Source organism: Sphingobium sp. UBA5915, from assembly GCF_002431195.1.
Taxonomy (GTDB): domain Bacteria; phylum Pseudomonadota; class Alphaproteobacteria; order Sphingomonadales; family Sphingomonadaceae; genus Sphingobium; species Sphingobium soli.
On record NZ_DJDV01000007.1, the window covers coordinates 17,330 to 28,316 of the forward strand.

14 protein-coding genes are annotated in these 10,987 nt (G+C 61.6%); 11 read left to right on the forward strand and 3 right to left on the reverse strand.

Annotated elements, in window-relative coordinates:
* Positions 1 to 137 precede the first annotated feature (137 nt).
* Genes B2V90_RS01025 through B2V90_RS01035 form a run of 3 tightly spaced genes read left to right on the forward strand, consistent with a single transcriptional unit; the run spans position 138 to position 2,473 of the window.
* Positions 138 to 920: an enoyl-CoA hydratase-related protein gene (locus B2V90_RS01025; protein WP_066863531.1), complete on the forward strand. Its 783-nt coding sequence runs from the start codon at positions 138 to 140 to the stop codon at positions 918 to 920.
* Between the two features lie 4 nt (positions 921 to 924).
* Complete coding sequence (locus B2V90_RS01030) at positions 925 to 1,695, forward strand: SDR family NAD(P)-dependent oxidoreductase (RefSeq protein ID WP_066863528.1); 771 nt, start codon at positions 925 to 927, stop codon at positions 1,693 to 1,695.
* Between the two features lie 7 nt (positions 1,696 to 1,702).
* A complete protein-coding gene (locus tag B2V90_RS01035) occupies positions 1,703 to 2,473 on the forward strand; it encodes an enoyl-CoA hydratase/isomerase family protein (protein WP_228223040.1) in 771 nt (256 codons plus the stop codon).
* 84 nt (positions 2,474 to 2,557) lie between these two features.
* On the opposite strand, the gene B2V90_RS01040 is transcribed toward B2V90_RS01035, so the two are convergent.
* Positions 2,558 to 3,565, reverse strand: coding sequence for a zinc-dependent alcohol dehydrogenase family protein (locus B2V90_RS01040; RefSeq protein ID WP_066863522.1), 1,008 nt, complete (start codon positions 3,563 to 3,565; stop codon positions 2,558 to 2,560).
* Positions 3,566 to 3,698: 133 nt separating this feature from the next.
* On the opposite strand from B2V90_RS01040, the gene B2V90_RS01045 reads away from it, so the two are divergent.
* The 5 genes from B2V90_RS01045 (at position 3,699) to B2V90_RS01065 (ending at position 7,769) form a co-directional block, all read left to right on the forward strand.
* Complete coding sequence (locus B2V90_RS01045) at positions 3,699 to 4,487, forward strand: NUDIX hydrolase (protein WP_228223041.1); 789 nt, start codon at positions 3,699 to 3,701, stop codon at positions 4,485 to 4,487.
* Between the two features lie 65 nt (positions 4,488 to 4,552).
* Positions 4,553 to 5,650, forward strand: a complete 1,098-nt coding sequence (locus tag B2V90_RS01050) for an acyl-CoA dehydrogenase family protein (protein WP_228223042.1) — start codon at positions 4,553 to 4,555, stop codon at positions 5,648 to 5,650.
* Positions 5,647 to 6,858, forward strand: a complete 1,212-nt coding sequence (locus B2V90_RS01055) for an acyl-CoA dehydrogenase family protein (protein WP_228223043.1) — start codon at positions 5,647 to 5,649, stop codon at positions 6,856 to 6,858. Before B2V90_RS01050 ends, B2V90_RS01055 begins: the two co-directional genes overlap by 4 nt.
* Positions 6,859 to 6,885: 27 nt before the next feature.
* The gene (locus B2V90_RS01060) at positions 6,886 to 7,083 is read left to right on the forward strand and encodes a hypothetical protein (RefSeq protein ID WP_228223061.1); all 198 of its coding nucleotides are present in this window, start codon (positions 6,886 to 6,888) and stop codon (positions 7,081 to 7,083) included.
* Complete coding sequence (locus tag B2V90_RS01065; RefSeq protein WP_293919445.1) at positions 7,080 to 7,769, forward strand: DMT family transporter; 690 nt, start codon at positions 7,080 to 7,082, stop codon at positions 7,767 to 7,769. Before B2V90_RS01060 ends, B2V90_RS01065 begins: the two co-directional genes overlap by 4 nt.
* Before the next feature lie 4 nt (positions 7,770 to 7,773).
* Here the strand turns inward: B2V90_RS01065 and B2V90_RS01070 are convergent, their stop codons facing one another.
* A complete protein-coding gene (locus B2V90_RS01070; RefSeq protein WP_228223044.1) occupies positions 7,774 to 8,364 on the reverse strand; it encodes a TetR/AcrR family transcriptional regulator in 591 nt (196 codons plus the stop codon).
* Positions 8,365 to 8,448: 84 nt separating this feature from the next.
* Here B2V90_RS01070 and B2V90_RS01075 point away from each other — a divergent pair, with 84 nt between their 5' ends.
* Genes B2V90_RS01075 through B2V90_RS01085 form a run of 3 tightly spaced genes read left to right on the forward strand, consistent with a single transcriptional unit; the run spans position 8,449 to position 10,805 of the window.
* Positions 8,449 to 9,501 (forward strand): aldo/keto reductase, encoded by a 1,053-nt coding sequence (locus B2V90_RS01075; RefSeq protein WP_228223045.1) that lies wholly within the window; start codon positions 8,449 to 8,451, stop codon positions 9,499 to 9,501.
* A gap of 2 nt (positions 9,502 to 9,503) precedes the next feature.
* Complete coding sequence (locus B2V90_RS01080; RefSeq protein ID WP_228223046.1) at positions 9,504 to 10,349, forward strand: NAD-dependent epimerase/dehydratase family protein; 846 nt, start codon at positions 9,504 to 9,506, stop codon at positions 10,347 to 10,349.
* 3 nt (positions 10,350 to 10,352) lie between these two features.
* Positions 10,353 to 10,805, forward strand: coding sequence for an acyl-CoA thioesterase (locus B2V90_RS01085; RefSeq protein WP_228223047.1), 453 nt, complete (start codon positions 10,353 to 10,355; stop codon positions 10,803 to 10,805).
* 23 nt (positions 10,806 to 10,828) lie between these two features.
* Here the strand turns inward: B2V90_RS01085 and B2V90_RS01090 are convergent.
* Positions 10,829 to 10,987 (reverse strand): transposase (locus B2V90_RS01090; protein ID WP_293919446.1); only part of this gene is annotated, 159 nt, incomplete at its 5' end.

Consider the following 10,987-nt stretch of genomic DNA (forward strand, 5'->3'; position numbering starts at 1 on the left):
ACGCAGGAATCAGATGCTATACAACCTAGTCAACGTAGTACATAGAAAGGGAAGTAGCGTGTCAAACCGGCTTTGGATGTGGGACGGATCGACCGTTTCGCCGCGACCGAAGGCCGAACCGGAGAATAAAGACAAGCATGGCCTACGAAACGATCCTGTACGACATTATCGATGACGTTGCCGTCATCAAGATGAACCAGCCCAAGACTCTGAACGCTATGACGACGCAGATGGGTGAAGAACTGTTGGACGCCGTATGGCGCGCTGAAAAGGAAGCGCGCGCAATGCTCGTAGGCTCGGTCGGTCGGGGCTTCTGCTCGGGCGCAAATCTGGCCGAAGGCGGGATCGACCTCACCGATCCCAACCGTGACATGGGCGGCAATCTCGACGGAATCTTCAATCCTATCATCTATCAGATGCGGGCGGCGCAGATACCCGTGGTGACAGCCGTGAAGGGGCCGGCGGCAGGGGTGGGCTGTGGCATAGCACTTGCCGGCGATATGATCGTAGCGGGCGAAAACGCCATCTTCTTCCAGGCGTTCAGCAAGGTCGGCCTGGCGCCCGACGGCGGGTCATCCTACCTGCTGGTCAAGGCGATTGGTCGCCCGCGCGCGATGGAGATGATGTTGCTCGGTCCGAAGCTAAAGGCGCCGCAAGCGCTGGAATGGGGCATGATAAACCGGGTCGTGGGCGACGACGAAGTCGATGACAGGGCGCTTGATCTGGCGCGGGAACTGGCCCGTGGACCCCGATCGCTGGGCATCATCAAGCGGGTGGCTTGGGCAGCGCTCGACGCATCCTTCGAGACAGCCCTGTCGAACGAGCGCGTCGCCCAGCGCGAAGCTGGGCGGACAGAAGATTTCGGGGAGGGTGTAGCGGCCTTCCGCGACAAGCGTCCCGCACAATTCAAGGGGCGATGAGGCAATGGCATCGTCGCTGCTGTTCGATCTGTCCGGCAAGGTTGCCATCGTCACCGGGGGCAATGGGGGCCTTGGCCTAGGCATGGCCAAAGGGCTGGCGCAGGCGGGGGCATCGATCGCGATTGCCGCGCGGCGTGCCGACAAGGCGCAGGCTGCTCTCGCTGAGTTGGACGCGATGGGCGCTAGGGCGATTTTCGTCGAAACAGATGTAGCGGATCGCGCATCCTGCTTCGCCATGGCGCAGAGCGTCGCGGACCGGCTAGGACGGGTCGACATCTTGATCGCCAATGCCGGCATCGGCGAAGGCGCCCGGCCTGAAACGATGGATGAAGCCATGTGGCGCCGCACGCTCGACATCAATCTGTCCGGCAGCTTCTTCAGCGCCCAAGCTGTATATCCGCACCTGAAAGCGGCTGGCGGTGGCAAGCTGGTGATGCTCGGGTCGATGACATCGATCTTCGGGGCGGCGGGCGCCGCCAATTATGCAGCCAGCAAGGGTGCCGTGGTGCAGCTTGCCAAATCCCTGGCGATCGCCTGGGCGCGCGACAATATCCAGGTGAACGCCATCCTGCCTGGCTGGTTGGTCACGGACATGGTTGCGGACACCAAGGCGAGAGCGCCGGAATTTGACGAGGGCATCGTCGCCCGCACGCCAGCGCGGCGGTGGGGCGAACCGGACGATCTGGCTGGGACCGCCGTCTATCTCTGCTCGCGCGCATCCGATTTCGTCACCGGCACGGCTATTCCTGTCGATGGCGGTTATGCGGTGATGTAGGCGTCCCGTGGCGCTGATCCAGAGCATCGACGAAGGCAATGTGCGGACGCTGACGCTCGATCGGTCAGACTGGCATAATGCGATCGGACCGGACCTGCTTTGCGAACTCGCGGCCGCACTTGATGCGACGCGCGCTGATCCGACCATTGGCGCGCTGATCCTGACCGGGGCCGGATCGATGTTCAGTGCCGGCGGCAATTTGCAGGCGCTGCTTGACGGCCTGCGAACCCGTGACATGGCTGCCGAAAGGGCCGCGCTGGATGCGGCGGTCGCGACGGTGGACCTTTTGCGGACCTTGCCGATTCCGACTTTAGCGGCGGTCAACGGCCCTGCGGCGGGTGGGGGCCTTGCACTAGCGCTCGCTTGCGATTTGCGTGTCGCCGCCGACAGCGCGAAATTCGCTTATGCCTATGGCGCTATCGGGCTGGCGGGAGATCTTGGTATAAACTGGCTACTGGTCCGCGCGGTGGGACAGGCGAGGGCGCGCAGCATTGCATTTGGCGGGGTGCTCGACTCACAAGCTGCGCTGGCGGCCGGTCTGGTGGAAAGCGTCGTCCCTGACGCTGCGCTGCTCGAAGAAGCACAGCGCCGTGCGCAGCATCTGGCCCATATTCCCGCATCTGCCGCTGCGGCGATAAAGGCCAACCTGGATTTTGCCACAGAGCATGATTTTGCCAAAGCTGCGCTACATGAATGCGAAAGTTTTCAAAGGGTTCGCGGCGGGGCGGCACATCGCGCCGCCGTCGAAGCTTTCCTCCAAAGGTCGGCGCGCAAATAGCGTCCACGTGGCGCGGTCGGCCACTGCACGAACCTGCCGAAGGAGGGCGCCGAACACGCAGTCGGCGCCTGCCATTATGCTGCTTCAGATTTCGATGCCGATCTTACCGAAATGCAAACCGCTTTCCTGATGACGAAAGGCATCTGCAAGGTCCGCCAAAGCGAATCGCGTTTCGACCACTGGGCGGATGCCGGTGGCATCGATCGCGGCGATCATGTCCAGTTGATGCCTGCGACTGCCTACCGTCACGCCGATGACGCGCGCCTGCTTGCCCATCAGCATCGCGGTCGGTACTGTACCCTGGAAGCCGGCGAGTACGCCGATCATTGAGATATGCCCGCCAACCCGGATCGCCGCCAGTGACTGCGGCAAAGTTCCCGCGCCGCCGATCTCCACGACATGATCGACACCGCGTCCGCCGGTCAGCTTCTTCGCAGTCGAGCCCCATTTTGTGTCCCCCCGGTAGTTGATGATGTGATCTGCACCCATCGCCTTCAAGCGTTCCAGCTTTTCGTCGGAAGATGAAGTGGCTATCACGGTGGCACCCATCGCCTTGGCGAATTGTAGCGCGAAAATGGAGACGCCGCCCGTGCCCTGGACCAGCACGCTGTCGCCTGCCTTGATCGCGCCTTCGACGACCAGCGCGCGCCAGGCCGTGAGGCCAGCGCAGGTCAGCGTCGCCGCTTCCATCGCGTCATAGCCTCGGGGCGCAGGGGTGAACCAATTGGCCGGGCCAGTAACGACCTCGCGTGCGTAGCCATCCATACCGTCCCCTGGCACGTTGGTGAAGCCGCCATCCTGCGGTCCGCCATTGGCCCAATCGGGAAAGAAGGTCGAAACTACCAGGTCGCCGACGGCAAATTGGGTGACGTCTTCTCCCAAGGCTATGATCTCACCGGCGCCATCCGACAGGGGAATGCGACCGGCCGGGACCGGGATGGCGCCCGTCACGACTGCATAATCATGATAGTTAAGCGAACTGGCGCGCAACCGGACTTGGATTTCGCCGCGGCCGGGCGCCGGGGCATTTGGCAGATGGACGACGCGCATCGTGTCGAGAGTTGCCGGGTTACTGATCTGTATTGCCTGCACGTATCGTCTCCTGAAATTGGGGCGTAACGCATCTTGCCCACAAACAATGCTTGTCCTTCGAATGATCCTGTCCCACACATAGGTACATAGGTGAACCTTGTTGTGAAATGGCCAAATGGGCAATCGAGGATGTATGGCGGGCGAACCCAGGGAAATAGCGATACCGCGACCGGCAGCGACCATCCTGCTCGTGCGCGACGCGCCGTTCGAGGTGCTTATGGTGCGGCGCCATGCCGGTCAGACCTTTTCTTCCGCGCTTGTTTTTCCGGGCGGCACGGTTGACGAAAGCGATTGGTCTGACGCCTGGCTGGACCTGGCGACAGGCGGTGAAGCCCTGGACCCCGCGGAACGCGCTCTGCGAATTGCCGCCTTTCGCGAAACTTTCGAGGAAACGGCTATCCTGTTGGCGCGGGATGCCGACGGCAGGCCCGTATCATGTCGCAGCACGGAGCGTGACGATTTTCGCACGGTCGTTGCGGAGAGTGGCGGCACGCTCTGGCTCGACGATCTGATCAAGTTCGGCCATTGGATCACGCCTGTGAATGGGCCAAAGCGGTTCGATACGCATTTCTTTCTTGCCCGGACTGCGGCGAATCAGGAAGCGGTGTGTGATGGCGGGGAGGCCGTCGCTCTGGAATGGGCCTCGCCGGAATCGATCTTGGCGCGGGCGGCTGCAGGCGAGCGATCGATCCTCTTTCCCACGCGCATGAACCTTCGGCGTTTGGCGGAGTCCGGCACGGTGGAGGATGCCCTGACCACCGCGCGTGCCCGGCCCGTCTTTACAGTGCTGCCGCGTGTCGAACGACGCGAGGGCGGCATGGCGGTCGTGATTCCCCAGGATGCAGGCTATGGCGAAACCGAGAATTTTCATCCGCGTGAAGAGATGGCGGGCCATGCTGCCGGGCAGCCGGGCGAGGGCTGAAGCGCGCACAGCGAACGGCCAGCGCGACACGGTCGGCCGCCCTCACATGTTTGGAGAGGCTAGAGATGTCGATATTATATGATGACGCACAGCAGGCGATCGGCGGAGAGGCCGTTCGTATTCTGGCCGACCGGACGCGCAGCGAGACGCTGAAGGCATTGCTGGAAACGACGGGGCGCTATGACATGCGCTTCTGGGAAACCTGCAAGGAGCAGGGTTGGACCGCCGTCGGCATACCAGAGGTGTTTGGCGGTATCGGTCTGGGTCTGGTCGAACTGGGGCTCATCGCAGAGGCCATTGGGCAGGTCGCTGGCGGTGCGCCTTTTCTCGGCACCGGCCACGGCGTGGCCCAAGCCATTTTGCGCTACGGCTCGGACGCGTTGAAAGAGCGCTGGCTGCCGACATTGGCAAGTGGCGAAACGATCGGTGCGGTCGCTTTTGCTGAAGGCGCCGATATGCTGCCATCGGAGCCGGCTTTGCGCCTTACGCACGGCCGCCTTGTCGGAGCGAAGCCGGCGGTTTGCGCTGGCGCCGTCGCCCAGGTCGCGCTCGTGCTGGCTTCGGGCGAACAGGGTCCAGTTCTCGCGCTGGTTGAACTGGCTGGGGACGGGGTAACGCGGGATATGGTCCACACTTTCGACAATAGCCGCTGCACGGCCCACCTGCACTTCGATGGCGTGGAAGCGTCCGTCCTGACCGGCGAGGGCGCGCTGCTTGCGGCCCGCGCTGTGCTGGAACTGCAGGCCGTCGTGACCGCGCATGAACAGGTGGGCGGGGCCGAGGCGATGCTGGGCAAGGCGCGCGACTATGCGATGGATCGCCGCGCCTTTGGCCAGGTGATCGGTGGATTCCAGTCCGTGAAGCACCGTATTGCCGAGGGTTATGTTCTGGTGGAACTGGCTCGCGCCAATGCCATCCATGCTGCGGCTTCCGAAGGCGAAGCCGATTTCGGCCGCCATGCCGCTGCGGCGCGGCTGTCTGCAACCGAAGCTTATGATAGCGTTTCGCGCGATGCGACACAGGTGCACGGTGGCATTGGCGTCACTTGGGAAGCCGACCTTCACCTGCATCAGCGCCGCGCGCGGACGCTGGCGATCGAGAATGGCCCCGCCTTGTTCTGGGAAGATGCCCTGGTAGACTATCTGGTGGAAGAGGCCGCATGAGTATAGATCTGGAAATCTATCGCGCCGATGCGAAGGCATGGCTCGAAACGAAAGCCATGGAGTTCGGGCGCGCCGCGCGCCGGGGCCTGTCCGAAGAGAAAGACCTGACACTCGGCCGGCGCTGGCAGGCGGAAAAATTCGCGGCGGGCTATTCAGCCATCAACTGGTCCAAGGAGCATGGAGGCCAGGGACTAGGTGCGTTGGAGAAACTCGCCTTCGAACAGGAAGAGATGAAGCACAGCTTTCCGAACGACTATTTCGGCGTCAGTCTCGGGATGCCGGTGCCCATCATGCTGCGTTATGTGAAGGGGGATTGGGCGCGCGAACGCGCGACCAAGGCGTTGAAGGGGGAGGAGATCTGGTGCCAACTCTTTTCCGAGCCGGCTGCGGGATCGGATCTTGCCGGCCTGCGGACGCGGGCGGATCGCGACGACGCCACCGGGGACTGGATAATCAACGGCCAGAAATTGTGGACCACCTGGGCGCAATATGCCGATTATGGCGTCATCGTCGCGCGCAGCGATCCGACGGTAGCCAAGCATCGGGGTCTTACCTATTTCTGGGTCGACATGAAGTCTCCCGGTGTCACGGTCAGGCCGGTCAGGCTGGCGGAAGGCCGTTCCGAGGTAAATGAGGTCTTCTTCGACGACGTCCGAATTGCCGATAGCCAGAGGCTGGGTTCGGTCGGCGGTGGTTTTGGCGTGGCCATGGAGACGCTGATGATCGAGCGCTACCAGGCGACCGATCCGGCTGGATTCGGCCCACCCATCGACCTGTTCGTCGAGGAAGCGAAGACGATCCGCATCGGTGGCAAGTCCGCGATCCAAGACGGGCGCGTGCGGGAACGCATTGCCCGAACCTATGCCGCGCAATCCGCTCTGGCGGCAATCCATCGCAGGGCTTTGCTCAGTCTGGCTGCCGGTATGCAGCCTGGCCCTGAAGGATCGGTCCATAAACTGGTATCTGTCCGCACCCGTCAGAAGTTGAGCGAATTCGCGATGGACCTCAAGGGCGTCGATGGGATGCGCTATGATGAGGATAAGACGCGCAAGGAAAGCTGGTCGAAAAGCTGGATGACCGCGCCTACCGGCCGCATCGCGGGGGGCGCGGACGAAATGCTGCTCAATACAATCGCTGAAAAGATATTGGGGCTGCCGCAGGACCACAGGCCGGACAAGGGTGTCGCCTTTAACGACATTCCACGCTGACCACCCGATGACTGATATGGAGTATACATGCCGCCACGGGATTTTCTGATTTTCCTGGCGATTTGTGTGGCCTGGGCTCTCAATACGATCGTCAGCAAGCTGGTCGTCGGAGACATGGCTGTGCCGCCGCTTTTTTACGCGGCGGCCAGGACATTGGTGGTTGGGCGCTTCTGTACCGATACCTGTTCCCGATACCCGAACAGCTATGGCGGGTTTGCTTCGTGACGCTGCTGGTCGGGGGAGGGGGCTTTGCACTCCTGTTCATCGGTTTGCAGACCGCTACGCCTTCGTCGGCAGCCGTCGTCATTTTGTCCCAGACGCCGCTCACCATCCTGTTCGCTGTGCTGCTCCTCGGCGAGCAGGTGGGCGTTCGACGGATTATCGGCATGATATTGACATTGGCTGGCGTTCTGGTGGTGCTGTTCGATCCGATGGGAATGCGTGGGTCGCTCGGCTTGATCTTCGTGGGGTTGTGCGCCTTGGCGGGATCGCTGGGGTCCGTCATGCTCAAGCAATTGTCGACCCAGCCGATCCGGCTTCAGGCTTGGGGCGGTGTAGCGAGCAGTATCGTGCTGATGCCGCTCAGCCTGTTGGCTGAGAAGGGGCAGTGGGCCGCAATTCAAGCTGCGAACTGGCAGTTCGTCGCCGCTCTGCTCTTTTCCGCGGTAGTCGTGTCCATCATCGCGCACACCACATATTATGGCCTGCTCCAGCGCTACGACGCCAACATGATCGCGCTGCTGACGCTGATGACGCCGATATTCACCATTGCCCTAGGCGCGGTAATCACCGGCGACCCCATCGGCTGGCGCCTGATAGCTGGCGCATTGCTCGCAGTGGGCGGTGTCCTCATCATCGTCATTCGTCCAAGCCGCACTCTGCCGAAATGGCTGATCGTGCGCGACCTATGATCGATCAGCAGCCGCCGGCGAGCGCCAATGAAACCGCATCATTGATTCGTCGGCGAAATGTCTCGGGCGTGGGCGCCTTGCCCAATTTGGCGCCGCGCGCGGCATGTACGAGGACGTTCGCAACCTGGGCCGTGGACAGGCCCTTGCCGGAAAAGTCAGTGTCGCCATCCGCTTCCGCCCGGTCGAGCATGGCCTGGATGCGGGCGCGCGGGCGTGGCCCGCCTTGGGTAAAATGGTCCGGATGGGCCGCGACAAAGGCCTTGAGTTCGCTCAGATGCTCGGCATCGCCGAACCATTCGAGCGCCACGCCGAAATAGGCGTAGAGCAAAGCGCGCAGGCGCTGCGACAGCGGTGCGTCGCTGGTTTCCGCCGCGACGACACGACTTTCCACCTCGGCCTGGCAGCGATCCAGCATCATGGCAAAAATCGCCACCTTGCCACTGAAATGCAGATAAAGAGTGGCTTTCGCGACACCCGCCTCGCGCGCGATATCGTCCATCGATGTCCTCCGATACCCATGCCGGACGAACAGGATTCGCGTGGCTTCCACGATTTGGTCTAGCCGGACGACGGTTGGGCGAGGCGCGCTGGTCATGAGATTCAAATATAGAGGGACTAGACCCAATGCAAGAATATGGTCTAGTTATTCTACCAACGGATTCGGTGGGGAGGACGAGCCATGCGCTATATCAATCTGGGGAATACAGGCCTCAAAGTGTCTCGCCTCTGCTTGGGCTGCATGACCTACGGTGCTACCGGGAACGGTTCCTCCAGCACAGGACATGCCTGGACGCTGGACGAAGACACGAGTCGTCCCTTCTTTCGGGCCGCTTTGGAGGCCGGGATCAATTTCTTCGACACGGCCAATGGCTATTCCGCCGGTACATCCGAGGAATTTACCGGCCGCGCCATCAAGGCGATGGCACGCCGCGATGAGGTGGTCATCGCAACCAAGGCTTACATCCCATGGCGCAACGCCCCAAATGCTGGCGGGCTGAGCCGCAAAGCCCTGTTCCAGGCGATTGATGACAGTCTGCGCCGATTGGGCACCGATTATATCGACCTGTATCAGATCCATCGCTGGGATAACGACACGCCGATCGAAGAGACGATGGAGGCGCTGCACGATATCGTAAAGGCCGGCAAAGCCCGTTATATCGGCGCATCATCGATGTGGGCGTGGCAGTTTTCAAAGGCGCAACATGTCGCCCAGACCAACGGCTGGACTCGTTTCGTGTCGATGCAGCCGGAGGTGAACCTTCTCTATCGGGAGGAAGAACGGGAGATGATCCCGCTCTGCATCGATCAGGGCGTGGGGGTCCTTCCCTGGAGCCCGTTAGCGCGCGGCAAACTGGCCCGGTCCTGGGATGCGGCGACGACGCGCTCGCGCACCGATCAGTTCAGTCAATTTCTGTTCGGCAAGACCGAGGATGAGGATCGGCAGGTGGTCGAAGCCGTGCTGGCATTGGCCAGGAACCGGGGTGTCGCTCCAGCTCAAATCGCGCTCGCTTGGCTGCTGGCCAAGCCTGGCATCACGGCGCCGATTATTGGCGCGTCCAAGCCGGAGCATCTGACCGACGCCATTGCGGCACTGGACTTGGTTCTGGAAGGCGCTGAGATCGAAGCATTGGAGGCCCCGTACGTTACCCACGCGGTTGTAGGCCTTTCTTTTTCCGCCCCATTTCGTGGTCGGATCACGCCGCCCTCGGCGATTGAACAGGGAGATCGTTGATCATGCATGTGGTGGTAACCGGCAGCGCCGGCAAGATCGGACGCGAAGCCGTCCGCGCGCTCAAGGTTGCGGGGCACAAGGTGACCGGTATCGACCTTAAGGGAGGTATCGTCGATGGCGTTCGCACGGTGAAGGTGGACTGCGCCGATTTCGGCGAGGTCATGGGCGCCTTTTCCGGTGTCGATACCATCTCGAAGCCCGATGCGGTCGTGCATCTGGCGGGCATCCCGATGCCCGGCCTGGCCAGCGATGCCGATATATTCCAGGTCAACACCCTTTCGACCTATAATATCTTTTCCGCCTGCACACGATTGGGCATCTGCCGCGTGATATGGGCGTCGAGTGAGACGATCCTCGGCTTGCCCTTCACCACGCCGCCGACCTATCTCCCGCTGGACGAAGACGCGCCCGACCTGCCTAACTGGTCCTATTCGCTGTCAAAGCATCTGGGCGAGGCGATGGCCGAACAATTTGTGCGCTGGCACCCGCAGATGACGATCGCCTCGCTGCGCTTCTCCAACGTGTTCGATGCGGCTGACTATGCTCAGCGTGACGCGATCGAAGCGCGACCCGAAGGGCGAAAGCTCAATCTGTGGGCTTATGTCGATGCGCGCGATTGTGGGGAGGCATGTCGGCTGGCGGTGGAGGCCGATCTTTCAGGCCATCAGCGAATGATCATTGCGGCAGCTGACTCGGTGGTAAGCGTACCGAGCGCAGAGCTGGCCGCCCGGTATTTCCCTGAAACGCCGATCAGGGACGGCCTTGAAGGGAATGCATCTTTTCTGTCGTCCTCGCGCGCCCGCGACCTGATCGGCTATCGTCCACAATATGGCTGGCGGGAGCGGTAAGGGATGGCCTTGAAGGACGATCCGACGTGGCTCATCCGCGATCGCTATCCGCTGCATTTTACCACCCGTATTCTTTACGCCGACATGGACGCTTTCCGGCATCTCAACAATGGCGCAACAGGCCGCTATTTCGAGGAAGGGCGCGCTGATCTCAACATGTCCGTGTTCGGGAAGGAGAGCATGATCGATCCGCCAGGCGGCTTGCAACTGCTGTTTGCGACCGTGACGATCGATTTCATCAAGCAGGCCCATTATCCTGGAGCAGTCGAGATCGCGACCGGGCTCACTCGGATAGGAAGCAGCTCGTACATCATTGCGCAGGCCGCGTTCCAACATGACGTCTGCTTTGCCCTGAGTGAGGCTGTTATGGTAAAGGCAGTTGACGGCCGCCCGGCCGCGTTAGTCCAAGAAGAGAAGCTACGTATGGAGCGTTTATTGATTTCAAATGTCAATTAGCGTCTAGGGTCAGGACTCACTGATCAGAGCCAGAAGATGACGGTGGCAGCGAGTGCTATCGCCGATAAGAAGGCGGTTGGGCAGCGGTCGTAACGGGTGGCGACGCGGCGCCAGTCCTTGAGGCGGCTGAACATAATCTCGATGCGGTTGCGGCGCCTGCAGCGGCGTTTGTCGTATTTGAT

What these genes read in the sequence shown, in the direction of transcription:
- B2V90_RS01025 (WP_066863531.1), top strand. Translation starts at nt 138, where the DNA reads ATGGCCTACGAAACGATCCTGTACGACATTATCGATGACGTTGCCGTC.
- B2V90_RS01030 (WP_066863528.1), top strand. Translation starts at nt 925, where the DNA reads ATGGCATCGTCGCTGCTGTTCGATCTGTCCGGCAAGGTTGCCATCGTC.
- B2V90_RS01045 (WP_228223041.1), top strand. Translation starts at nt 3,699, where the DNA reads ATGGCGGGCGAACCCAGGGAAATAGCGATACCGCGACCGGCAGCGACC.
- B2V90_RS01050 (WP_228223042.1), top strand. Translation starts at nt 4,553, where the DNA reads ATGTCGATATTATATGATGACGCACAGCAGGCGATCGGCGGAGAGGCC.
- B2V90_RS01055 (WP_228223043.1), top strand. Translation starts at nt 5,647, where the DNA reads ATGAGTATAGATCTGGAAATCTATCGCGCCGATGCGAAGGCATGGCTC.
- B2V90_RS01060 (WP_228223061.1), top strand. Translation starts at nt 6,886, where the DNA reads ATGCCGCCACGGGATTTTCTGATTTTCCTGGCGATTTGTGTGGCCTGG.
- B2V90_RS01070 (WP_228223044.1), bottom strand. Translation starts at nt 8,364, where the DNA reads ATGACCAGCGCGCCTCGCCCAACCGTCGTCCGGCTAGACCAAATCGTG.
- B2V90_RS01075 (WP_228223045.1), top strand. Translation starts at nt 8,449, where the DNA reads ATGCGCTATATCAATCTGGGGAATACAGGCCTCAAAGTGTCTCGCCTC.
- B2V90_RS01080 (WP_228223046.1), top strand. Translation starts at nt 9,504, where the DNA reads ATGCATGTGGTGGTAACCGGCAGCGCCGGCAAGATCGGACGCGAAGCC.
- B2V90_RS01085 (WP_228223047.1), top strand. Translation starts at nt 10,353, where the DNA reads ATGGCCTTGAAGGACGATCCGACGTGGCTCATCCGCGATCGCTATCCG.